The organism is Agaribacterium sp. ZY112, assembly GCF_041346925.1.
In the GTDB taxonomy this organism is placed as follows: Bacteria; Pseudomonadota; Gammaproteobacteria; order Pseudomonadales; family Cellvibrionaceae; genus Agaribacterium.
Map to the genome: position 1 here is coordinate 118,652 of NZ_CP166840.1, position 24,248 is coordinate 142,899.

Below are 24,248 nucleotides of genomic sequence, written 5' to 3' on the forward strand. Positions count from 1 at the left end.
AAGCCTAAGCCCCAAATCTGAGCTTAAGCCTAAATCTCATACAACGGCCTTTATTTACTTTTGCCGCTGTATCTACAGCACGTTTACGTGCGATGATTGACGCAAGCTTCACAAACAATAAAGCAAGGATGTACCACCATGCCCATTATCACTGACTTAATTAGCAGCCCATTGCTGTGGATCGCCATTGTTGTCGTTTACACCCTTAAAAAGGGTATCTATTTTGTCCCCCAAAACCGGGGTTATGTTGTCTACACCCTAGGTAAATACGACAAAACACTAAGCGCTGGCCTGAACTTTATCGTGCCTTTTATTCAGACCATTGCAGCTGATCGCAACCTAAAAGAACAATCTTTAGACATCAGCGCCCAAGCCGCCATCACCAAAGATAATATCACCCTGCAATTAGACGGCATTCTATTTATGAAGGTCACTGATGCAGCGGCAGCGACCAACAATATCACCGACTACAAAGTGTCCGTCGTGCAACTTGCAATGACCACCATGCGTAATGCCATTGGTGAAATGGAGCTTGATGAATGTTTCCAAAGCCGTGATGCCATCAACGCTAAGATCCTTGGCTCCATGACGGAGGCGACCGCACCGTGGGGCGTACAGGTGACCCGCTACGAGATAAAGGACATCACACCGCCTCAGTCCATTCGTGAGGACATGGAAAAACAAATGACCGCAGAGCGAGAAAAGCGCTCTGTAATCCTTACTGCAGAAGGCGTAAAAACAGCCGCCATCACCCAAGCAGAAGGTGAAAAGCAGGCGCGAGTACTCGACGCAGAAGCCGCCAAAGCCGAACAGGTACTTGCGGCAGAAGCCAGCAAAGCATCACAGATTCTTGAAGCTGCAGGTAAAGCTGAAGCCATCACACTCGTTGCAAAAGCTGAAGCTGACGCACTTCGTGTTGTTGGTGAGCAAGCAAGTTCTGCCGAAGGTCAATCAGCAGTAACCCTAACTCTTGCCCAGGATGCCATTAAAGCTCACCAAGCCATCGCAGCCGAAGGCACCGTTGTATTGAGTGACGGCAAAACCGGAGACAACATCTCGACTACCGTTGCTCAAGCTATAGCCGTATCAAGCAACCTGAAACTTTAATACAGGGGCTTTGTTATGGATATCGTGCAATATGCCATGGATCACCACGACCATATTTATTACCTAGTAGGTGGGGTTAGCCTTATTATCGAGCTGGCCGTCATTGGCTTAGGCGGCCCCTTATTGTTTTTTGGTATTGCGGCTTTTATTACCGGAGCCCTAACAAGCTTAGGCATTATTAATGGCTGGGAAATCGAGCTATTCACTCTAGGCATTGTGACCGGCATTATTGCCCTAATACTTTGGAAACCGCTTAAGAACTTTCAAAACTCAGGTGGAGGCAGTGATACAAGTAGCGACATGATTGGCCGCGATGTAAAAGCCGCCAGTGATATCGATGCTCATTCAGGTAAGATTCGTTTCTCCGGCATTGATTGGAATGCCCGCCTACAAGATACAAGCGTATCTAAAATTGATGAGGGCCAAATGTGCCAAATCATCGCTGTTGAAGGTACCACAATGTTGGTTAAGCCTTTAAATAGCTAAACAGCTCTCCTAATCACAACCAGCTAAGTCTGCTCTTATATAAAGAGCAGACTTGTTCACCCCATCTCAGCCTAGATCGCAAAATTTTCTAACACGGTGCTTCGATGACCATCCTGAATGGAACCCATCAAGTATTCAAGGACAGGTAGTGTTTCTGCCGGCTTGTCTAAATACACGGGGTAGTACTTAGGAGCCTCCACGAGCTGCCGCTCAACCATCTCATTAATAACGGGCAAAAAATCAAAGCCTGTTTTACCGACATAAAGATTTCTTATATCACAATGCTTATGTAAACTAAGCGCACGACTCACACCATTTAGATACAGATAATCTTTAGTGAAGCCCCCCCCGCGATGAACTCGCAGACTTAAACCAAATGCTTTATCCACTGGCATGCCCTCTTCCTCATGTAAATAAGCATAGGTGTGCTTAAAACTGCCATATTTTAACATTTGTTTTACGGCGACAACTCGTAAGGCAAGTGTTTTTAAACGCCCCAAAGTCATATTACCAGAGTGGTACTCATTTAATATTGCTAAGCCTTCTTGGGTTAAGGTATTACCCGGTAAGCCCAAAGAAAACACTTTTAGCCTCTGAGCATTTGAGTTCAAAGTTGTTGCCATATGTACACCTAGCTCATGCTCAACCAGTGCCCGCACTTCTATTTCTGGCATTGATAAACCCTTAGAGATCATCACAGCTCTACGAGCATTCGAAACCATCGCGCTCGCAACCAGCTTTGAGCTGAATTCAACCTTGCATTTCATACCATACTTATTAGCTTCATCAATAAAGCGCTGCTTTAACTCTGAGTCACTAACCAAGCCTTCTTTCTTGAAGGCAATATCTTTTGCATGCAAGAGAAATTGGGCATTATCCTCATCAGTCGGCGTCGGCTCGCCATAGTATTTTAAAGATTCATATAAAAAACCTGGTTTGCCAGCATTAACCAACATTCCAATCTTTTCACTCAAACCATCAATCACACTTCGATATAAGCGCTGAATACTAGGATCACGAATAGAGTCTACTGGAATATCATAAAGAGACTTTCTAAATAAGAACGGATCTAATTCTAATGGTCGGTACTTAAACACGGGCTCATAACGTCCATTAGATTTTAAGAAGCTCCTTTTCTCAATCTGTATATTAATAGGATTGATGTAATGCAGTGTTTCAAGCCCCTTGGCCAAGCTAAATAATGCTCTATCAACCTTTAATATTAATGGATCTAGTTGTTCTGACAACATGCTCGCTTTGGCGGTTTTTCGCTTGGAAGTATAGCGGCGAGCAAAGAGCGATGAAATATCAGTCAACACCCCCTTAAACTGTTCGCTTAAGGAGCGTAAAACCAATGGATAAAGTTCACCTTTAAGCTCATCCATATATATTTTCTTAATTTCAATCGGCAAGACCAGTGTATTAGCAAAACGACTATTGATATGAGAGACCATATACCCTCGACCATAGAAAACATTATTACATCTAGCTTCAACGGGTAAATTTTGTAAATTAATCTTATTTAATTGACTCAGAAGCCTATCAATAAGACTAAACCAGCGCTCGGTATCGACTTGCTCTGTACCAATATTAAATACAGGTGTACTTCTGTCTATATTTAGATGATTGTAAGCGTGCACATCAAATACAAGTGCCGAACCAAAACGCCTCTCCACCTCCCCTACTAAAGCATCCAAAATGCGGTAAAAACACTGATGTTTATCAATGCTTTTACCTCTCTCTTTTTTACTAAGGTTTTTATTCCAAGTTTTACTATGTATGCATTTAGCTAAAGGGCGATTCAAGTCATATTCATAGCGAGAGTCACGTGTAATCAGAGTCACAGGCATAGCCTGAATAAAGCTCTCAGCATAAGTATCCTCTTCACATCGTCGCTCTTCATCACTTAATAAACACAAGGATCTTAATAAGGGGCGCAGTTTGCCACCTGCATGTATCGCTGTACAAATAGCTGGCACATAAGCATCGATTTTAATTTCGACACTGCCATCTTCTAGCTCACATTCAAATAGCTCACCAGCATATATTTTAGCAATAATTTGTTTTTCAGAGAGCTTCTGCATCTTCAATAGCCTTACGGAATACGCTTTTTCTTTCTTCCACGAGTTCTCTAGCTGATACTACATTCTCAAGAAAATCGACCACCTGCTTTTGAAGCTTCACCCGATTCAATTTATTGATGCGCGTAATACCACCAGGGCTTAAAACATTGACCTCTAATAACTTACCATTGATCACATCCAGCCCAACAAAAAACAATCCATCACGAACAAGCTTAGGCCCCAAGGCCTTACATAATGCTTTTTCTTCTTTGGTTAGGCTATGTTTCTCCTCTCGACCACCTGCATGGATATTAGAACGATTATCTTTCTCGCCAGGCACGCGTCGCATCGCCCCAATAGGTTCACCATTGAGCAATAGAATACGCACATCACCTTTATCTGCGCCAGCAATATAGTCTTGTAAGATCACATAATTTCCGTTGTCACCACCTATATAGAATTCAAGTAATGAGCGAAAGTTTTTCTGAGCACTTTTCTCTACAACAATAACCCCTTGGCCACCAAAACCATTTAAAGGTTTCATTATCATTTTTTCTGATTCAGACTCATTTAAAACCTGTTCAAGATACTCAATACTTTTGGAAACATGAGTGGTAGGAATAAAGCGTGCGGCTTCTCCACTAAATGACGCTGGGTAAAGCTTATTATTAGCGATACGTAAACCATCTATATCATTAAAGATAAAAACATCTTCTCGTACTGAATCTAGAAAGTTCAACGCGATAGTATCCAGTGGCGGGTTAGCACGCATAACAATGACGTCAAAACCCGCAAGAGGCAGTTTGCTGCGTTTAAAATCAGCCGCCTTATAGAAGGTAGGAACATTGCTAGATATTTTGGCTTTTTTCTTTAATACATTACAGAAGGCATGAGCGCCACTGTCTCTAATAGTAAGACTATTTGGCGTTGTAATAGCCACCGTATGACCTCGCACCGCACACTCATGTATTAAACGCAGAGTGCTATCAGAGTCTGCTGAAATACGATCCCACGGATACATGATGAAACATATTTTCATTGTCGGTTTTAATCCTCGTGTATTAAGCGTTAGCTCTTGGTTTCATCATGGCCACTAACGTTCAGGCAGTAAGCTCGAAGCTCGTTCACAGAGTATCTGAGCTTTACGCTGACCTAAACACATCAATACAAAAGCCCCTGCTGCTCATGTTTCACTTGCCGCTCTCCAAGGAGAAAAGCTCGAAAAGGCATGCCTATGCTTTTCCAACACCTCAGCCTACTCAAGCGTAAATTCACCAGATCTACGCAAGTAATAACCAAAGTGCTCCCCCCTATAAAAGCGTGTTCACTGAAAAACAGACTTAAACCTGAACAACAATCTAAACTTTAAATGGCCGTTTAAACCTTATATTCAGTATCAGTCTTAAGTTAAGGTATGTAAAATGATGATATAAACTCGATATCGATCAATTTTTTCTATCGAACTTGGTAAAGTATGAATATCGACACCCTAAGAACCTTTCTCGAAGTAGCTAAAACGCGACATTTCGGGCATGCAGCCGAAAACCTGTACCTCACCCAGTCAGCGGTGAGCTCCAGAATCAAGCAGCTTGAGAGCCTTATTGGCGCAACACTATTCATTCGACAGCGTAATAACATCTTGCTAACTTCAGCAGGTGAACGCCTATTACCTCATGCTGAAAACCTACTAGCTGGATGGCAGCTAGCCATTCAGGAGGCCGGCGTCCCCACCAAACAGAACACTCAGATTTCTATAGGTGGGACGTCAAACCTCTGGGATACATTTTTACAATCTCTGTTACCGCGCATGGCCTCTCAATTTCCAAACCTCTACATCCGCACCGAGATTAATAACCCACAGCACTTAGTTCGCTCACTACTCGGAAACCGTGTAGACCTGTTTGCTGCACTAGAAACGCCCGCAAATAGCGACATTGAATCTCAAGTAATCGGTGAACTTGAACTCATCATGGTTTGTAACTGCCAAGGACGACACATTGAAGATGTACCCAAGCTAGGACACGTCTTTGTCGACTGGGGAACCGCCTTCAATCTACAACAAGCACGCTTGTTCCAAGAGCCAGTGGCTCCTGTTTTACATACAGGCCAGAGCCATATCGCCCTTGAGTTCATACTTAGCCATAAAGGCGCTGCTTTTCTACCTCGAGCACTTGTTGAAGCCTACCTAGAGTCAGAGTCCTTATATCAAGTAGAAGACAGCCCAATGATTAAACAGCAAGTCTTTGCTGTATATAAGCGCGGTGAGGATAAATCCTTGTCGCTAGGCCCCATCATTACCATGCTCCAAGAACGAGATATAAAGCCTGATTCAGCTTTAGCAACCTTGCCATTAAGCGATAACGATTGGTGATTAACTCCCCCCCTCCTACAAACAAAATGGCGTGCATATGCATACCAGGCTTGCGTCTTTTATATCTGATCTATAGTTAAAGCATCAGGGAAGTAATACCCAATAGAGATGCCTTTACATGATCCCAAACGCAGCACCTAACCAATTCGAACTTGAAACCGCACTGCAACAACAACTACCTTATGCTCTAGCCTTATTACTTAGAAATGGCATGAAACTCAGCATGGCTCAATCTTGCCTTAGCCGTGCCAAACGCAGCGCTCGTGAATACTACCGCAAAGGCTTAGAGGCCGACGATCTGCTTTTCTATCTACTCTTCTGCGTCGATAGCATGCAAACAACCAGTGAGAGAAAGTACTGCGCGCTTGCTAGCGAAGAGCTGGGCAATACGCCACTACTGCAGTTAATGCTCTTTTGTCACGAGCCTTTACTTAGTGAGCGCCAGCGCTTAATAGCATGTCTGCACTTCTGCTTTGCCTTAGAACGTAAATACATTATTAAGCAACTGGGTATTGAGCGTAGCCTTCTCGCCAGTGAGATTAAAATCATTCGCAAGCTACTCGATAAGCGTAATTTAAAAGCACTGCCTAAGCATATTGGCACCGTTAGCCTTTATAAATTACAGGTACTACTGAGAACTATTTTTCAAAAAAACAGTGAAATAGGCCTGCATCAACACCACATACGTCTAGGCATTAGCAAACAGTGCATATGTTTTGCCCAAAGTTTGTATTATCACCACGAAGACTGCGACCGAAGTGCCGCTTTATTATCATTATTACTAGGCCGATCCGCGCGCGATAAAGCCCTCTACAACAAACGAGATGAACTGGTTGAGCTAGCAGATCAAGACAGAGCTCTATGGGATAGATCGGCCATCACTTTAGCAGATCACTATTTAGGGCTAGCCCTAAGAACGGGAAACACAGGCAGCTACCACCTAGAAGCATCTATTGAAGCGCTTTATAACCAAAGCCCAAATGACGATGAAACAGACTGGTCGCAATTACTGGTTTTGTACAACGCCTTATGTGTAAAAAATAATAATGTAGATAATCAACTGCAACGTATTTACATATTATGGCGAGCCACACTAAATCCCTTAGTGGCCTTTGAGCAATTAGAGAGATTGCTAGAAGAGAGCCCTGAACTCGAACACAAAGGACAGTACCACATCCGTAAAGCCCAATTACTTAATGCAATGAGTGACATTCACAGTGCACAGAGTGAACTTAAAACGGCACTCGACCTAAGCATTAGCAGTGCCGAGCGCAGGCTACTTATTCGCAGTATTAATAGCTCTCGTTAGCTGAGCGAAACGCGCCTACAAAGAGCGTGAAGTACGAGAATGCGGGCCATAACGATGCTCTGAGACAGGGATTAAAGCCTGTCTTGGCTCGGCTTCGCGACTATGGGCAAGCGCCCCAATAAAAAGTAAACCTACTGCACTCAATATGATTAAGCTCATCATTGCTAAGATAGACATTAGTCAGCTCCGTTTAACGTTGATCTTTAATCTCAGTTTAACTAGAGCTGAGTTTACAGCTTGACCATAGCCGCCAAACAACGTGCTATTAACGCCAGAAACAATTTATTAATAAAGACAGGCCTTGCAGATATTAAGAAGCGTTTTTAGAAAACGATGTCTGCAAATAAAGAGAAAAGCTAGACCCCAAATGGCTCTAGCTTAGTGAACTGAGAATATTAAGAGCGCTTCTTAAGCGGGCTTGAACCATCCCCCAAACCAAGATTCTTACGAGGCTTAGCTGAGCTTTTATGGCTAGGCGCTTTTTTAGCTGAGCTTTTTTTCGCCCCAGCACTTTTAGCCCCTGTTTTTTTCTTAAGCTGTTTTTTCTTTTTAGAGCCCGCAGCAGATCCTGAAGCCTTAAGCTTTTTAGGCCCTTTATAACGAGCTTCTAAACCTTCTATACTCATATTCTCAAAGCGGAAGTTTAAATAACGCTCGATGCCAGCCATGCGATTCCACTCACTCGACCCTACCATGGTGATCGCTTCACCTTGGTTATCGGCTCGACCAGTTCGACCAATTCGGTGCACGTGATCATCGCCACTTTGAGCAACGTTAAAGTTAACCACCAGCTCTAACTGGTCAATATCCAAACCACGAGCAGCAACATCGGTAGCAACAAGCACTGTAATTTTACCGTCACGGAAACGATTCAATACCTGCTTGCGATCGCTCTGCCTAACCTCACCGTGAATAAAGCCCGTCTTAACACCCGCACTTTGCAATATCTCACCCAAACGCTGGGCCTGATCACGAGTATTACAAAAGACAAAAGCCTTCTCTGGCTGTTCTTGTAACAGCAAAGCTTTAAGTAGGTTTTCTTTATGTTTAACGTCATCACACAAAATACGACGCTGACGAATGTTCTTATTCACCTTCTCTTGAGGACTTAGCTCAATATGAACAGGATCTTTTAACTGCGCACGCACACGGCTAAACCCCTTATGATTAAAGGTCGCCGAAAACAAGAAATTCTGGCGCTGAGGATTACAGCTCTGACTAATTGTATGTAAGTCTTCGGCAAAGCCCATATCCAGCATTCGATCGGCTTCGTCGAGCACTAGATACTCTAAATCGCCAAAGTCGATGCTGTTTTTTTCTAGGTGCTCAACCAAACGCCCAGGCGTTGCAATAAACACTTCTGGATTGCGACGTATACTCGCAACTTGGTGTTTAAACAATTCACCACCAATAATACGATTGGCTTTAATTTGAGTGAACGCAGCTAACTCGGAAAAAGCTTTTAGAGTTTGCAAAGCCAGCTCACGAGTAGGCACCAAAATCAGGCCTCGCGTTCCCGAATTTGGTTTAGGCTCAGCCAGAAAACGCTCCAGCATAGGTAAAATAAACGCCGCCGTTTTACCACTACCCGTCTTTGCCGACACAACAATGTCTCGACCTTCTGCGGCAACAGGGAAGACTGCCGCTTGCACCTCTGTCGCTTCGCTATAGCGTAATTTACCTAATGCTTTGTATAAGCGCTCATGAATACCCAAATCAGCAAATTGCGTCACAGATTATTCGCCTTTGTAATAGTGGGCCACATAGGCCGAAATAAATGCCGGCTGCTGAAATACTTTTAACTCTGTATCAGTAAAGTCGATAGGCAGCGGATGTTCTTTTTGCAGCTCTTTAAGCGTGCTCGGCGATAGCATTAGCACATCCAGATCATCAATCACCTGTATGGCGGCCTCCATCTTAAAGCTAGTTGCACTAGCAGCAAACTTACCTTTAGTTGGGCGCTCACGAATAGCTACTTTATCAACCGAGTAATCTTGCATCAGCTTGGCAAAATCAAACTGAAATTTACGCATATCCTCTTGGCTGTGTACTTTTGCCAAGCTCAATTTACGTACTCGGCAATCTGGAATATCAAATAACTGACCTTCACGACCTAACAGGCAAATGATGGCGTCACCACCACTAAGCTCTACACCACAAACTCTCATTATTTGCTTTCCTTAAGGTACTGTTCCAACTCTTCAACACTGAGCTGCTCGATCTTGCCACGCGACTCTGCTTTAACTTCTTGCAGACGCGCTTCGTGCTGTTTACGCAGATCGCGGCGCAACTGACCGGCAATGTAGCGCTGCCTGTCTTTATCGGTTTCCAACTTAAGGCGAGGTACTTTGGTTGTCATACCTGCATCGTTAATCGCCACCATATTAAAAAAGCAACTATTGGTATGACGAATCTCACCGGTCTTAATATTTTCTGCCTCTACCCGTATACCTACTTCCATTGAGGTGTTGCCCACAAAATTCACTCGGGCGCGGAAAGTTACCATCTCGCCAACCATAATAGGCTGACGGAAAACCACTTGGTCGACACTCAAAGTAACAGCATAGTTTCCACAAAAACGGCTGGCACAGGCATAAGCAACCTGATCAAGTAATTTAAGCAAAGCTCCACCGTGGACTTTGCCAGAAAAGTTGGCCAAATCCGGGGTCATTAGCATGGTCATAATGACCGGCTCATTCGTTGCAATTCTGGACATGGGGGGCTCCGGCAGGGGTATGAAAAGGCGGCGATTATCGCAAAGCCCCCCTATAAAGAGAAGGGAACCTAGCGCTTTTGTATCAGTCTATATGATTTCAAGCTAGGGAACTTATTAACGTGAGCAAAAGCGATCATTTTTCAATCAAAAACCGCCTTTTCGACCCGTTGAAAAACAAGGTCGTAGCATCGCTATTAGCTCTAATAAGCATATCGGCCCCCTCTACAGCTTGGGAGTACATCGTAGAAGAGGCCCCAAGGGGGCAGAAGCACAGCTCTCAAGACTGCCAAGCCTATCGTTCAGAGCAAAGCCTAGCCAAAGGCGATTTGCATATAGGCAGCTGGAATGTGCTCAAAGGCAAGCGTTTAGGCTGGGATAAGGTATTGCAAAAAGCCAGTGAAACAAGCGCCATCCTACTTATGCAGGAAGCCACTTATGGCGAGGCCTTACATCAAGCTCTTGAACTGCACGCCCAACCAATTTTTGCGCCCGGTTATATCAGTGCCGGTCAACAAACCGGTGTGATAACCAGTGCCACAGCCAAGCCATCACAAAGCTGCATGTACAGGCATTACGAACCGTGGTTAGAAACACCCAAAGCCGCTCTAGTCCTTTATTACAACATCGAAGACCGCAGCGAACAATTGCTGGTTGCCAATATTCACGCGATTAACTTTAGTCTTGGTATCGACGCCTTTGAGCAACAATTAGATGATGTCATGCAAGAAATAGCGCAACATCATGGCCCCGTTATTTTTGCAGGCGACTTTAACACTTGGAATCAAAAACGTATGCTCTCTCTAACCAAAAGCACTCAAAAGCTAGGCTTAATCGCTGCACCTTTTGAGAAAGAAAAGATAAAATCATTTCGCGGCTGGCCTTTAGACCATATTTTTTATCGTGGTTTAGAGCTTAAAAACAGCAGAGTAATTGAAGTAGATAGCTCCGACCATAACTTCTTACACGCCCACTTTAGGATTTAACATGACCCACTCTTTAAGCACTTTGTTAAGACCTCGATTAAAGAAACAACTAGGCGTTCTATTAGTTAGCGCCACTTTATTAACAGCGCCATTACTTAGCTTTGCCGAACCCGACGCCAAAACCCAAAGTGAAATCACACAACTGCTTCAATTTATCGGGCACAGCGACTGTAGCTTTATCCGCAACAATAAAAACCATGATGCCGATGAAGCCGTCGAACATATCCAAAAAAAATACGAGCATTTTTACGAAGATATTGATACGGCAGAGAAGTTTATTGAAGTCAGCGCCACCGGCAGCCTCATAAGTCGTAAACCTTATTACATTGATTGCCCTGGCCAAGAGCGACAAACAAGCAGTGCTTGGTTAAACAGTCAGCTCGCAGAGATTAGAGCCAAGTCAAAGAGCGACTCTTAAGCCTTGCAACAAATTCAGTTAAGGCTCGGCTTCAGTTAAGATACTCCCTCAGCTTAAGCGCCCACCTACAGGTAGGCGTTTAGTACTAGGCACTAATGCTGCCATAGGCTTAGGGAATCAAGCATGCACCACCATCGCTTTATCGCACTGTTATCTTTTGTTTGCTCGCTAAGTTTAATCAGTGCCTGCAATAAAGAAACGACACCTGAGCCCCTAACAACAAAGGCTAATAACAAGCCCCTTAACATTGTTCTGATATTAATTGACGACTTAAGCCACTACGGGGTCTCTATCTACGGAGCTAATGCAGTTAGCGAGAATAGCGGTCTTTTTTCAAAGCAGAGCATCAGCACCCCCAATATTGATGAGCTTGCACAAGAAGGTTTTGTTGCCGCACACGCTTATAGCTACCCTCTTTGTGAAAATACCCGCGTTGCTCTTATGAGCGGTAAATTTAATAAACGCAACTACCTCAAACCCAAGTCGCTGCATCATAGCGAAGTCACCTTTTCTGATATTTTTGCTAAAGCAGGCTATAAAACCGGACTCTTTGGCAAATGGAAACAATCACGTGGCACTCGAGATTTACCAGGCCTTAGCTATATAAGTGAATTCGGCTGGCAAGATTATGTTGCTTATGATGTTATCTCTGACACCCAGCGCTTTATTAATCCACGTTTAGTTATTAACGGCGAAACACATGATTATCGAGGCCGTACGGATTTAGACCCAAAAACAGGCCGACGCTGGTATGGACCAGATATTATTAACCGCCACGCCTTGCGCTTTATAGAGGAAAATAAAAACAAGCCATTTTTCCTTTACTACCCGATGCTGCTTGTTCATGACGACCACAAACCCACTCCCGATACACGTCCTAAAACATTATTTGATGAAGTGGATGAAGTTCATCACAACCGCAACGGGCACCAAGGTGATGATTTTCGTTATTTCCCAGATATGATCAGCTATATGGATAAGCTCATCGGCCGAGTGATTAATAAGCTCGAGCAAGAGCAATTACTTGATAACACCATGGTCGTCATCCTAGGAGATAATGGCACTAAAGAGGTGTTTACCCATCACCTTAACTCAGGACAAGACTATCCAGCCCGCAAAGGTGGAAATACCGATAACGGTATCCATATTCCGCTTGTTATCAGCCACCCACAAGCAAAAGCAAGCAAGGGTTTAAGCTCGCAGTTTTACCAAGGCCTAGTGCACGTTGTCGATATTCTCCCCACGCTCGTTGACGCTGCTGGAATTGAATTGGAAACAAACGGAGACATCGACGGCATCAGTCTTATGCCTCAAATCTTAGGATCTAATGACTCCCTGCGCTCCAGCCTTCACCACTGGTACATAGGCAACAGTGACTATCGTAAGCAACCCAGCGCCGTTGAATATGCTTTTGACCAAAACTTTAAACGCTATGCACCCAGTCAGCACTTTCCCAAAGGCCGCTTTTTTGATTTGCGCAGCGATGCCTTAGAGCAACAAGGCGATACTGTAAAAGAGTTTCGCTGGGGAGTATTACGCTATAGCGGTTTAGACCTGAAACAACTCAGTGAAGAACAAAAGCAGGCCTACAACGATTTGGGTAAGGTACTCGAGGCCAACGCCTTTGTTGATATTCAAGCACTCAGTATCACAGCAACACAAAAGCACTTAAGCGTTGGACATACGCTGCAACTACACGTTCAGCGCAAACCTTGTAATGTCACTCGTAATGCGATTGTTTGGCGCTCTTCTGACAAAAATATCGCTACAGTCGATAAGTTTGGTCTAGTCACGGCCCTTAAACCTGGACAAGTCACTATACACAGCTTCTCATGGTCCGATGCTAGCCCTCTTGCTGATGGCGGCTTAGCCTACACAAGCCATGGTGTTTCAGACTTGATACAATTAAGTATTGGCGAATAAGCCAAACACGCGCCCTTTTGAAGAACAGCGTAGATAATTGCTAAACTTAAATTTTTAAAAGACGGATCTTATCTTGCCCGCTTTATTTCAACTCCAGTCAATCATGTTTAAAAGGCTCACTGCTGCTTTCTGCTTATTAGTGTTATTAAGCGGCTGCGCCTCGCTACCTAAAGATCCAAAACGCATCGAATCACACAGCATTGCCGCCAATGCTAACAGTGATCTTAGCGAGATTTTTGACCCAGCTATTGCTGCTCACCCACGACGAAGCGGTGTTGTTCTCTTACACGAACCTGAAATTGCCTTGCGTGCACGCGATGAGATGACAACTCTAGCCGAGCATACTTTAGATGTTCAGTATTATATTTGGTCCGACGATAAAGTCGGCCGCATTTTAACTCAACGTTTATTAGACGCCGCCGACAGAGGGGTACGAGTCCGTATTTTATTAGATGACTTTACCTTAAATATTGATGACATTTATCTGGCGGCATTTTCGGACCACCCCAATGTCGAATTGCGTTTATTTAACCCTTTTGCTCATCGCACAACAAAAGCGCTTGGTTTCATCACCGATATTCAACGAGTTAATCAGCGCATGCACAATAAAATTTTTGTGCTAGACAATAAAGTGGCCATTGTCGGTGGACGCAATATTGGCGATAACTATTTTGGTGTAAAAGATAGCTACAACAGCCGTGATATCGATGTACTGACTATTGGCCCAGTAGTAGATGACATCAGTAAAAGTTTTGATGAGTATTGGAATAGCGATTGGGCTTATCCCATTAAAAACATTTATCCACATGAGATCAGCGAAGAAAATAACAAACTCATACTAAAAGAATTAAAAAAACAGGCGACGCTTGATAGAGCCTCTTTACCTTTTGACTTAATACGCAGTAAAAAAGAAATAGTAGAGGGCATTCGATCCAACATTAAGCAACTTGATTGGGCTCGCATTGATGTCATTTTTGACCCAACTGAAAAATTACGTGGAGACACCAATACTGTTGCAGCGCAATTTGAAACAGCCTTAATTGGCGTTAACCAAGAGATGCTTGCTGAAATAGCTTATTTTGTACCAGGCAATGAATTAGTTAACGACTTTAAAATAGCTAACGATAAAGGCATTCATATTCGCTTTTTAACAAACTCACTCACTAGCACTGAAGTTCTACCCGCTTATGCAGGATTTTCTAGCTACCGCAAAGACCTACTGAAAGCAGGTGTCGAACTTTATGAGTACCGCTCAGATGCCAAAGAGCGCTTTACTTGGCCTGAACCTAGCCACAATGCCCTTACACGTTTACACAGTAAAACCTTTGTTGTTGATCGCCAATTCTCTTTTATCGGCTCATTTAATTTTGACCCTAGATCCGTAGACTTAAACACCGAAATCGGTTTATTGATCGACAGCCCAGAGTTTGCTGAAAAAGTAATTGCCGTTTTAGATGAAGGCGTTCTGCCCGGCAATGCATGGAAGCTTGAACTCGACTCAAAAGCTAATAAGATTAAGTGGCATGACCAAGAAGGCTCAACCCCTCTAAAAAAAGAACCTTATAGCTCTTGGTGGCAGCGCGTAAAAGCGACTGTTTTACGCATTCTGCCCATTGAAAGCCAACTATAATATTAATACCGTAAATTAAGCTGCAGGCCTGATATTTGGCAATAGCTTATAGATAGCTCCGCCCCAGCATCACCCCCCCCCAAAGCACGGCGCGATCACCAGCGCCGTACCTTACTTCCGAGCTATGCCCACGCACCCCGTAGCTCAGGTAATAACCATTTTCAAAGCCATGGGTATACCCTGCCCAAGCCTCTAACAACATATGCTTCAGCTCAGAAGAGGAATAGCTAACCGCAGACTCTTTAAACTGCCCCTGTAAAAACGCATTGTAAGCTCTAGCTTTTACAGCAACACCGGCCCAAAAGAAGCGCTCACTTTTACCAAGTTTAGTGCGTGAAGAAGCTTCGGCATAACTCGCCATGTCAGGGTTAAATTGGTGCCAACGACTATTTAAGTGACCCGCACGTAAACCAAGAGCCCAGCTTGCCTCTGTTAAATAACCTACGGAGGCACTTTTAGTTTGGCGCAAATCCCAATGCGAACCCGAGATAATCAATTGCTGTAAAGCCACACTATAACGAGCAGTAGGTTCACCACCGGCACTAATCTGATTATGCCACCCCTGAGGCTGCTCATTACCAATCCAACGGTGAAATTCGTTTTGTACCTGACCGACAAGATCCAAACCCAAAACACCGTAACTAATTTGGCTGCGTAAGACTTTTCGGTCCTGCTTATCAATACGCTCTGACGATGTCGCGAAATAAAGCAAACTTGCATAAGGTCGATCATCATTATTAGGCTCAACAACACTGGTATCCTCCGGTGTAAAACCATAGAGGCCAGCTTCATAAGCAAGGGCTTTGGAGCGCTCACTATCAAGACCAAGCCAGCTATCTATGAGCTCTAAAGGCCTATGCATACGCCCACTGATATCATCACTGTGATAGCTAAAACTCATACCGTAGGTGTAATCCTGGTCACGTCCACCAGGAACAAAGAAATCATTTTCATAAGCAAAAGACCAGCGCTCGCACGGTGTGTGGTAAGCAAGCGCCTGTGCATCAATCAAACTGCCTTGATCTCTTTCAAGCGCCCAAGCTGCGGAACTGCTTAGTGCAAGAACCACAGAGAAGACGGAAATTAAAGCAAGTAACACCCGCTCATACCAAGCTGTACGACACAATCTGTCATCAAATTCACTCATCCCACCCTCCATAGGTGACCGGTCGTCTTTAATTTAAACAAGCAGACTGACCGGTCGGCTTGTTTTTGGCTTTAAAAAAACAGCTATAAAACATGCTTAAGCATGGCAACAAAGGCATCAAGGGCCTTGCGCGATTTTGCTGCCTTAGCTCGCATCAGTGCCCCTTCCCATGCATTAAACAGAAACTCGGCAGCAACAGCTGCATCAATAGCAGCGTTAACCGATCCGCCTTCTTGCCCCTCTTTAATGACATCAGCGATTAAACGGGTTTTGCCATTTAAGATCGGATCTAAGCGTTGCCGAATAGAATCTGAGCTATCTGCCATCTCTTGGCACATATTGCCCAGAAAACAACCCACTTTAAACTCGGAGCTTTCAGCACAAGCAATACCAGCATGAAAAAAACGAGTTAAGCGATCGAGCGCACACTCACTACAATCCCCCAATAGGGCTTGGGCGTGAGTCCGGGCTTCAGAGGCTGTAAACTCAATTGCATCAAGTGCAAACTGTTCCTTACTTGGAAAGTAGTTATAGAACGAGCCTTTGGGTACCTTTGCCGCATCAACAATATCTTTGACGCTGCAACCGTTATAACCTTGAGCCTTCATGACCTCCATACCGGCGACCAATATAGCTTCTTTTTTAATTTCTCGTTTACTCATGCATACAATATATGACCAGTCGTCTTACAAATCAATACATCAGTGATAAAAAAGCTAGTTACACAAATCCCAATAAAGCTATACCTCCCTCTTTGCCCAAGAGATATAGGGCGTTAACATCCATCATTTATAAGCACTCGAATACCCTCAGGTGACGATAATCAACATGGGCAATTCAATAAGCCACTTTTACAAAGCAATAGCTAATAAGTGCCATGTCACCACGATATGTTTCTTAGTCATCTTATCGGTATGTAGCTGCGCTAGCCTGCCTAAAGATGTCGAGCGTATACCCTCTTATAAAATCTCTCCTAAACACACAAGCGCATTAAACACGATAATCGAACCGGCCACTCAAGCGCATCCAGATCAAAGCGGTGTGGTTCTGCTTCATGAAGCAGAGCGAGCCTTTCGAGCACGTCATGAAATGACCGCCTTAGCAGAACACAGCCTTGATGTTCAGTACTACATCTGGCAGAACGATAAAGCAGGTCGCATACTCGCCCAGCGTCTTTTAAGTGCCGCCAATAGAGGCGTTCGAATACGAGTACTTCTTGATGACTTCAGCCTACACGTTAAAGACAGCTACTTGGTCGCCTTTGCGACTCATCCTAATATTCATATCCGAATCTTTAACCCTTTTACAGATCGCAACACCAAAGACCTTGGTTTCATAACAGATATTGAACGAGTCAATCATCGCATGCATAACAAGCTCTTTGTGCTCGATAACAGTGTTGCCGTAGTTGGCGGGCGCAATATAGGAGATAACTACTTTGGCATAAAAGACAGTTACAACAGTCGTGATATAGACATCTTAACTATCGGCCCCGTCGTCGACCAAGTAAGCCAAAGCTTTGATGAATACTGGAATAGTGATTGGGCTTATCCCATTCAAAGTATCTACAAGCATAAGATGGATGACGAACGCGCAAACAAGCTCAGAGAAGACATAAACAAACAAGCCTCCTTAGACCTCCTATCATTCCCCTTTACTCTTGAAACAGACAAAAACAAAATAATAGAAACGGCTCGTTCAGGTTTAAATACACTCAATTGGGCACACATAGATGTGATCTTCGACCCGAGCGATAAATTCGACGGAGACCCAAACACCGTCACCACTCAGTTCAATACAACACTCGGCGAGGTCCAGCACGAAATGCTGGCCGAAATAGCGTATTTTGTGCCTGGTAATGCCATGGTTGCAGGCTTCAAAGAAGCACACAAAAACGGGGTTCATATCCGATTTTTAACTAACTCGTTAAACAGTACAGAAGTGCTTCCTGCTTATGCTGGATTTGCAAACTATAGAAAAAAATTGCTGCAAGCAGGCGTAGAGCTATACGAGTATCGCTCCGATGCTAAAGAACGATCAACGTGGCCAAAGCCTAGTCATCAAGCTTTAAGTCGCCTACACAGCAAAACCTTTGTCGTTGATCGCCGTTACTCGTTTATCGGCTCTTATAATTTTGACCCTAGGTCCATGGATATTAATACTGAAATAGGCCTATTAATTGATAGCCCAGAATTTGCTAAAAAAGTTATTAAGGTACTAGACAGCGGCATAGAACCGGGTAATGCCTGGAAACTAGAACTAGACGAACAACATCAACGCCTAGAATGGCATGACCAACAAGGCTCTCCAGCGCTTTACAAAGAACCTCACAGCACTTGGTGGCAGCGTTTCAAAACCTCAATCTTACGAATGCTACCGATTGAACATCAGCTTTAAAAATTACGGATAAATGAGATAAGACAACAGCATGGACAAATCCCCGCGACACCGCTAGGCTCTCGCCCCCTTTGATTGCTAGAACAAGCGGACGACTATGTGGTTTAAAAACCTTCGCCTTTATCGCCTCAGTGAAAAACCGGAACTGGATGAGGTCGACACCAAACTCGAAGACAAGCAGTTTGAGCCCTGCGGCAAAATGGACTTACAGCGCTATGGCTGGAGCAGTCCCTTGGGCCGCAATGGCAAAATGCTTAGTCACGTCAACGGTGGCGCCACCATGGTCTGTGCGACACGCCAAGAAAAAATATTACCAAGTGCTGCAATTAACGAAGCGCTTGAAAACAAACTTCATCAAATTCGCGAAGATGAAGGCCGCCCGGTAGGCAGAAAAGAAAAACAGAGTCTAAAAGATGAGCTGATTTTCACTATGCTGCCGCAAGCCCTGAGTAAGAGCTCCCAAGAATACGCGTATTTAAAACCTAGTGACGGCCTTGTTTACGTAAATTCCTCTTCTGCAAAAAAAGCCGAAGATATCCTGACCTTATTACGTGAAAGCCTCGGTTCCTTAAAAGCGGTGCCTGTTGGTACTCATAACCCCATTCCACCGAGGCTGAGTGAGTGGTTGCGTGAAGGTGCGGCACCACCACCTTTTACCCTAGGTGATCAGGTTGAGCTACGAGCCAGTAAAGACGAGCGAGTCATTCGTATGCGCAACCAAGACCTCAGTGCCGATGAGGTTACTCAACACTTACATACCGGCATGCATGTACGCCAACTCGCTTTGAACTGGAATGATAAAATCGATTTTGTACTCGATGATGAGCTTGGCATTAAAAGCCTTAAATTTAGTGAATTACTTATCGAGCAAGCCTCCGATCAGCAAGGCGATGATGCAGCGGCCTTGTTTGATGCCGATTTTGCACTGATGCACGGTGAACTCAGTCAGTTTGTAAAAGACCTGCTTGAGGCTTTTGGCGGCGAGTCTGAGTTGTATTAAAGCCCTAAAGTAACAATACGACGCTCGGCTCTATTCTAGAGCCTGAGCGCCTTGCAGCGCCCCTCCGTAGATAAGCACTCAGCAATACGCAAGTAGACTTGCTTGCGCCCAATCAAACAATGTTTTACATGCCGACTCTAAACTAGAAATATTCTGGCAAAACACGGCCAGACGCAGTAATATAAATGGGAACCATTTTTATTTAGAGCATCGATTGCAATGACACTCGCCGAATTACAACACGGAAGCCTTAGTCTTATCGCCGCTATCAACAGCAACGGTGAGGCCTGTAAACGCTTAAACCAACTTGGTGTGATACCTGGCGCCGAGGCTCGCATCTTGCGAGCAGCTCCTTTTGGTGACCCCATGCAAGTACGTGTAGATAACACCGTACTAAGTATTCGCAAACGAGATGCAGACCAAATTCAAGTAGAGCTAGTGTGACAACACCCACCATTGCACTTGTCGGCAATCCAAACTGCGGCAAAACCACTCTTTTTAACTCACTGACCGGATCCCGCCAAAAAGTTGGCAATTGGGCCGGTGTGACCGTCGAAAAAAAGTCCGGCTGGGTACAAGGCATTGATAGTCGAGTTGAGTGTATCGATTTGCCTGGTGTTTATAGCCTCGATACCGAAGCTGCGGGCCTTGATGAGCAAATTGCTCGCGACTTCATTACGAAAAGCAAACCTCAACTACTGATCAACATTGTTGATGCTAGCAATCTCAATCGCCACCTCTTATTGACCCACGAATTACTCGACTTAGGCGCCCCCGTCATCATTGTTTTAAATATGATGGATGTTGCCGAGAAAAACGGTATTCGCATCAATACAGAAGAACTTGAACGACGTATGGGTGTGCCCGTATTTGCTGTAACGGCTAGTCGCCAACGTGGTACCAGCGAACTCAAACAGCATATTGCCGCCGTCGTTGCAGACCCCGAATTAAGCCCTCGCCCCAAAGAAGACTTATTGTGCAGCGAAGAAGCTATTGCCCACCGCTATCACTTTATTCGCGAGCAAACTACTGGTGTCGTTGAAGTCGAGCCGGGGCAGGCAGGACGCGCATCAGAGCTCATAGACCGCATTGTTCTTAATCGCTGGTTGGGACTGCCCATCTTCCTGTTAATGATGTATCTGATGTTTATGATCGCGGTAAACGTTGGCGCCGTGTTTATTGACTTCTTTGATATCTTGCTCGGCGCCCTGCTTGTTGATGGCCTTGGCAACTTAATGAGCTCTTTAGGCAGTCCAGATTGGTTGCGCACCATCATTGCCGACGGTATCGGCGGTGGCATACAACTGGTTGGCACCTTCATTCCCGTGATTGGCTTTTTGTATTTATGTTTAAGCCTATTAGAAGACAGTGGTTATATGGCTCGGGCGGCCTTTGTTGTCGACCGCCTTATGGCACGCATTGGCTTACCCGGTAACAGCTTTGTGCCGCTGATTGTTGGTTTTGGTTGCAATGTGCCTTCTGTCATGGCTTCACGCAGTTTAAGTCGTGAACAAGACCGCCTATTAACCATCGCCATGAGCCCATTTATGAGCTGTGGTGCGCGCCTTACTGTATACGCCTTATTTGCAGCAGCCTTCTTTCACGAAAGTGGTTCACTCGTCGTATTTGGCCTCTATTTATTGGGCATCGTGATGGCCGTTTTTACAGGCTGGATCTTCCGAAAAACCTTGTTCTCAGGCGAAATCAGCCCATCTTTCCAAGAGATGCCCGCTTACCACGCCCCCCTATTTAAAAACACCTTAATGACCACATGGCATCGCCTAGGTGGCTTTATTAAGCGTGCAGGAAGCACCATTATCAAGGTTGTGACCCTGCTCACCATCATTAATTCAGTTGGCATAGATGGCAGCTTTGGCAACCAAGACAGCAAAGACTCCGTACTGAGCTACATAGGAAAAACTCTCACCCCAGCTCTAAAACCAATAGGCATTGAAGAAGATAACTGGCCTGCTACTGTAGGCATTTTTACAGGGATCTTCGCCAAAGAAGCCGTCGTGGGAACCCTTGACGCACTCTATCAAGATGTTGCGGGTGTAGAGGGCAATGAAGATGAACATTTCTCACTAACAGAAAAAACAGCAGAGGCCTTTGAGTCTATCGCGGCCAACGCGGGTGATCTTGGCGCAGCCTTATTAGACCCACTTGGCTTAGGAGCAATTAATGACAGCGCCGAAGACCAAGAAGTCAGTAATACCGGCCTTGCCGCTATGCAAAACCTCTTTGTTAGCCACTACAGCGCTTTTTGTTATCTTGTTTTAATTCTGCTCTATACACCATGTGTTGCAGTGATGGGGGCTATGAATCGTGAAAGTGGGCCTTTCTGGGCAAGCTTGGTTGTCGGCTGGTCAAGTTTCTTAGCCTACTGGACTGCAGCAGGCCTATATCAAATTGGCCAAGTAACCACGACCCCTGTATTTTCTTTAAGTTGGTTATTTGGCTCTGCCTTGCTGATGGCCGCCGCCGTTAACTGGCTTAAGCGTTTAGGAAAAAGCCAACGCCACTTAAAACCGGGCATTATCGCCAGTAGTAATGACTAAACTAGGCAAGTATGTTTGCGGCTACCCGCTTTAAGCAAGTAGCCGCAACTTTCTAAGCCCCCTGACACAGGCGCCAATACTCAAGCCTCTATTAGCCTCGCCCCCTTCTACAGCCAATACATAAGCGCCTCACTAGCCACAAGGCCTCGCTTTTCGTAAGGTAGGCACTTTATACGGATTAAACAGGCTAGGCATGCCCGCAAACAACTCCTCCCCAGACTCACCCCATAGCCCTGCACAAAGCTCATGGCTTAACTCTGTACTAGAGCGAATTGAACGCATTGGTAATCGTCTACCTCACCCTACTCTGCTTTTTATTTATTTATGTTTTGGCGTTGTTATTATTTCAGCGTTATGTAAAGCCTTAGGTGTCAGTGCGATCGCACCTAATAGCTCAGACGTACTAGAAGCTAAAAGCCTAATAAGTGTTGAAGGCCTGCATTACATACTCGGTAATACCGTCAAAAATTTTGTCAGTTTCGCCCCAGTTGGCAGTGTCTTATTAGCGGTATTAGGCATTGGTATTGCCGAACACAGCGGGTTAATCGATGCAGTACTGCGACGCACTGTTTTAAGAGCACCTGCCCGCTTAGTTACTTTTTTTGTGGTACTTGCCAGCGTGCTTTCTAGCATTGCTCTCGATACGGGTTATGTCGTTTTAATTCCTCTTGCCGCACTTATTTTTCAAGCACTTGGGCGCCCACCTATTGCCGGTATCGTCGCGGCTTTTGCTGGTGTATCTGGCGGTTTTAGTGCCAATATTATTGTCGGGCCGCTGGATGCCATACTGGCTGGTATTAGTACTGAATCGGCTCAGCTAGTCGATTCGAGCTATCACGTATCTGTTACTGGAAATTATTATTTTATTGTCGCCTCTACTTTATTAATCTCTGTTATAGGCACCTGGGTTACTGAAAAGATTACTGTTCACCTACTAGCTCAAGAGCCAGAACCGCAGAAATTAGATAGCTCTGGCAGCTCTGATACATCTACATACAAAGGCAAGCACAAGGCCCTACAGGCTGTAGCCGGGGAGCAACGCGGATTAAGAGCAGCGGGCATTGTGAGTTTAATTTTTTTCGCCTTATTAATTGCCGCAACCGCAGGTAGTGATGGAATTCTAAGAGATCCTCAAACAGGAAGCCTACTGCGCTCGCCATTTATGCAAGGCATTGTGGTATTAATCTCTCTTTACGCCGCACTCACTGGGCTCGCCTTTGCTAAGTTCAGCAAACAGAAATGGAAGTCCAGTTTTCTTGTTGAAGCCATGGAAAAACATATGGCCACAATGACGAGTTATTTAGTACTGATGTTTTTTGCGGCCCAATTTGTTAATTATTTCGGCTGGACTCAGCTTGGTATTATCAGTGCTATCCAAGGGGCGGGTGTGCTTTCAGCTCTAGAATTGCCAAAACCTATATTGCTAATTTCATTTATCTTTCTGGCGGCACTGCTGAATCTTTTAATTGGCAGTGCATCGGCTAAATGGGCTTTAATTGCTCCCGTCTTTGTCCCTATGTTTTTACTCTTAGGCATAGCTCCAGAAGCGACCCAAATGGCTTACCGTATTGGCGATAGCAGCACCAATATCATCACCCCGTTAATGCCTTATTTTGGCGTTGTGATCGCCGTTGCCCAACAATATAAAAACGATTTAGGCATAGGTACATTAATTTCACTTATGCTGCCTTACTCCCTTAGTTTCTTAATTGGCTGGACAGCCTTACTTGTCCTGTGGGCTACATTTAAACTCCCTCTAGGCCCAGGCGCACATTTATTTCTATAAAGTAAATAAGATAAGTATTTTTTATGAGCGTGTTAAAAGAGCTGCAAAAACAACTGGTTGAATTTGGCGAGAAGCGAGATTGGCGCCAGTATCACAGCCCCAAAAACTTGGCGATGGCATTAAATGTTGAATGCGGAGAATTACTTGAGCTATTTCAATGGCACACCGAAGAGCAAAGTAAGCAAGCCTCTAAAGATGAGCGGCAAGCAGCCGGCGAAGAGCTCGCCGACATACTTATGTATAGTCTTTTATTGGCTGACGCCTTAGATATTGATATCGAAAGCGCCACCAAAGCCAAACTTAAGCTGAACGAAAGCCGCTTCCCACCCAACTCAAACGAAAGCACATAAACAC

The 24,248-nt window shown here is 44.7% G+C and carries 22 protein-coding genes; 14 read left to right on the forward strand and 8 right to left on the reverse strand.

The window, feature by feature from the left end; genetic code table 11:
- The first annotated feature begins 138 nt into the window (after positions 1 to 138).
- Entirely contained in the window at positions 139 to 1,107 is a 969-nt protein-coding gene (locus AB1S55_RS00565; protein ID WP_370979825.1) for an SPFH domain-containing protein, read from the forward strand.
- A gap of 15 nt (positions 1,108 to 1,122) precedes the next feature.
- Positions 1,123 to 1,593, forward strand: a complete 471-nt coding sequence (locus AB1S55_RS00570) for an NfeD family protein (protein WP_370979826.1) — start codon at positions 1,123 to 1,125, stop codon at positions 1,591 to 1,593.
- A 71-nt stretch (positions 1,594 to 1,664) separates the two neighbouring features.
- Here the strand turns inward: AB1S55_RS00570 and AB1S55_RS00575 are convergent, their stop codons facing one another.
- Together AB1S55_RS00575 and gshB are read right to left on the reverse strand one after the other, a co-directional pair.
- Entirely contained in the window at positions 1,665 to 3,677 is a 2,013-nt protein-coding gene (locus AB1S55_RS00575; protein ID WP_370979827.1) for a flavohemoglobin expression-modulating QEGLA motif protein, read from the reverse strand.
- Positions 3,661 to 4,695, reverse strand: coding sequence for a glutathione synthase (gene gshB / locus AB1S55_RS00580; RefSeq protein ID WP_370979828.1), 1,035 nt, complete (start codon positions 4,693 to 4,695; stop codon positions 3,661 to 3,663). The genes AB1S55_RS00575 and gshB overlap by 17 nt, the downstream gene beginning before the upstream one ends.
- Positions 4,696 to 5,130: 435 nt before the next feature.
- Between gshB and AB1S55_RS00585 the strand changes: the two genes are divergently transcribed.
- Together AB1S55_RS00585 and AB1S55_RS00590 are read left to right on the forward strand one after the other, a co-directional pair.
- Positions 5,131 to 6,027: a LysR family transcriptional regulator gene (locus tag AB1S55_RS00585; protein WP_370979829.1), complete on the forward strand. Its 897-nt coding sequence runs from the start codon at positions 5,131 to 5,133 to the stop codon at positions 6,025 to 6,027.
- Positions 6,028 to 6,145: 118 nt separating this feature from the next.
- The gene (locus tag AB1S55_RS00590; protein WP_370979830.1) at positions 6,146 to 7,336 is read left to right on the forward strand and encodes a DUF6596 domain-containing protein; all 1,191 of its coding nucleotides are present in this window, start codon (positions 6,146 to 6,148) and stop codon (positions 7,334 to 7,336) included.
- A 15-nt stretch (positions 7,337 to 7,351) separates the two neighbouring features.
- On the opposite strand, the gene AB1S55_RS00595 is transcribed toward AB1S55_RS00590, so the two are convergent.
- The 4 genes from AB1S55_RS00595 to AB1S55_RS00610 form a co-directional block, all read right to left on the reverse strand.
- Positions 7,352 to 7,513, reverse strand: a complete 162-nt coding sequence (locus tag AB1S55_RS00595; protein WP_370979831.1) for a hypothetical protein — start codon at positions 7,511 to 7,513, stop codon at positions 7,352 to 7,354.
- Positions 7,514 to 7,731: 218 nt separating this feature from the next.
- The gene (locus tag AB1S55_RS00600) at positions 7,732 to 9,069 is read right to left on the reverse strand and encodes a DEAD/DEAH box helicase (protein WP_370979832.1); all 1,338 of its coding nucleotides are present in this window, start codon (positions 9,067 to 9,069) and stop codon (positions 7,732 to 7,734) included.
- Positions 9,070 to 9,072: 3 nt separating this feature from the next.
- Positions 9,073 to 9,504 carry a DUF3010 family protein gene (locus AB1S55_RS00605; RefSeq protein WP_370979833.1) on the reverse strand — a complete coding sequence of 144 codons (432 nt, stop codon included), beginning with the start codon at positions 9,502 to 9,504 and terminating at the stop codon, positions 9,073 to 9,075.
- On the reverse strand, positions 9,504 to 10,052 hold the full coding sequence (locus AB1S55_RS00610; protein WP_370979834.1) for an acyl-CoA thioesterase: 549 nt from the start codon (positions 10,050 to 10,052) through the stop codon (positions 9,504 to 9,506). Before AB1S55_RS00610 ends, AB1S55_RS00605 begins: the two co-directional genes overlap by 1 nt.
- Positions 10,053 to 10,171: 119 nt before the next feature.
- Between AB1S55_RS00610 and AB1S55_RS00615 the strand changes: the two genes are divergently transcribed.
- The 4 genes from AB1S55_RS00615 (at position 10,172) to AB1S55_RS00630 (ending at position 15,006) form a co-directional block, all read left to right on the forward strand.
- Complete coding sequence (locus AB1S55_RS00615; protein WP_370979835.1) at positions 10,172 to 11,035, forward strand: endonuclease/exonuclease/phosphatase family protein; 864 nt, start codon at positions 10,172 to 10,174, stop codon at positions 11,033 to 11,035.
- 1 nt (position 11,036) lies between these two features.
- Positions 11,037 to 11,453, forward strand: coding sequence for a DUF5329 family protein (locus AB1S55_RS00620; protein WP_370979836.1), 417 nt, complete (start codon positions 11,037 to 11,039; stop codon positions 11,451 to 11,453).
- A 123-nt stretch (positions 11,454 to 11,576) separates the two neighbouring features.
- Entirely contained in the window at positions 11,577 to 13,376 is a 1,800-nt protein-coding gene (locus AB1S55_RS00625) for a sulfatase-like hydrolase/transferase (protein WP_370979837.1), read from the forward strand.
- A gap of 103 nt (positions 13,377 to 13,479) precedes the next feature.
- Complete coding sequence (locus AB1S55_RS00630; RefSeq protein ID WP_370979838.1) at positions 13,480 to 15,006, forward strand: phospholipase D family protein; 1,527 nt, start codon at positions 13,480 to 13,482, stop codon at positions 15,004 to 15,006.
- Positions 15,007 to 15,052: 46 nt separating this feature from the next.
- Here the strand turns inward: AB1S55_RS00630 and AB1S55_RS00635 are convergent, their stop codons facing one another.
- Together AB1S55_RS00635 and AB1S55_RS00640 are read right to left on the reverse strand one after the other, a co-directional pair.
- Complete coding sequence (locus tag AB1S55_RS00635; protein WP_370979839.1) at positions 15,053 to 16,153, reverse strand: lipid A deacylase LpxR family protein; 1,101 nt, start codon at positions 16,151 to 16,153, stop codon at positions 15,053 to 15,055.
- An 83-nt stretch (positions 16,154 to 16,236) separates the two neighbouring features.
- Positions 16,237 to 16,815, reverse strand: coding sequence for a TetR family transcriptional regulator C-terminal domain-containing protein (locus tag AB1S55_RS00640; RefSeq protein WP_370979840.1), 579 nt, complete (start codon positions 16,813 to 16,815; stop codon positions 16,237 to 16,239).
- A 166-nt stretch (positions 16,816 to 16,981) separates the two neighbouring features.
- On the opposite strand from AB1S55_RS00640, the gene AB1S55_RS00645 reads away from it, so the two are divergent.
- The 6 genes from AB1S55_RS00645 to AB1S55_RS00670 all read left to right on the forward strand — a co-directional run bounded on the left by AB1S55_RS00645 (position 16,982) and on the right by AB1S55_RS00670 (position 24,244).
- Positions 16,982 to 18,550, forward strand: a complete 1,569-nt coding sequence (locus AB1S55_RS00645) for a phosphatidylserine/phosphatidylglycerophosphate/cardiolipin synthase family protein (protein ID WP_370979841.1) — start codon at positions 16,982 to 16,984, stop codon at positions 18,548 to 18,550.
- Positions 18,551 to 18,647: 97 nt separating this feature from the next.
- Positions 18,648 to 19,550, forward strand: coding sequence for a recombination-associated protein RdgC (rdgC, locus tag AB1S55_RS00650; RefSeq protein ID WP_370979842.1), 903 nt, complete (start codon positions 18,648 to 18,650; stop codon positions 19,548 to 19,550).
- A gap of 219 nt (positions 19,551 to 19,769) precedes the next feature.
- Positions 19,770 to 19,994 (forward strand): ferrous iron transport protein A, encoded by a 225-nt coding sequence (locus tag AB1S55_RS00655; RefSeq protein WP_370979843.1) that lies wholly within the window; start codon positions 19,770 to 19,772, stop codon positions 19,992 to 19,994.
- Complete coding sequence (feoB, locus tag AB1S55_RS00660; RefSeq protein ID WP_370979844.1) at positions 19,991 to 22,108, forward strand: ferrous iron transport protein B; 2,118 nt, start codon at positions 19,991 to 19,993, stop codon at positions 22,106 to 22,108. The genes AB1S55_RS00655 and feoB overlap by 4 nt, the downstream gene beginning before the upstream one ends.
- A gap of 193 nt (positions 22,109 to 22,301) precedes the next feature.
- A complete protein-coding gene (locus tag AB1S55_RS00665) occupies positions 22,302 to 23,894 on the forward strand; it encodes an AbgT family transporter (protein WP_370979845.1) in 1,593 nt (530 codons plus the stop codon).
- A gap of 23 nt (positions 23,895 to 23,917) precedes the next feature.
- The gene (locus AB1S55_RS00670) at positions 23,918 to 24,244 is read left to right on the forward strand and encodes a nucleotide pyrophosphohydrolase (RefSeq protein WP_370979846.1); all 327 of its coding nucleotides are present in this window, start codon (positions 23,918 to 23,920) and stop codon (positions 24,242 to 24,244) included.
- The last annotated feature ends 4 nt before the right edge of the window (positions 24,245 to 24,248 follow it).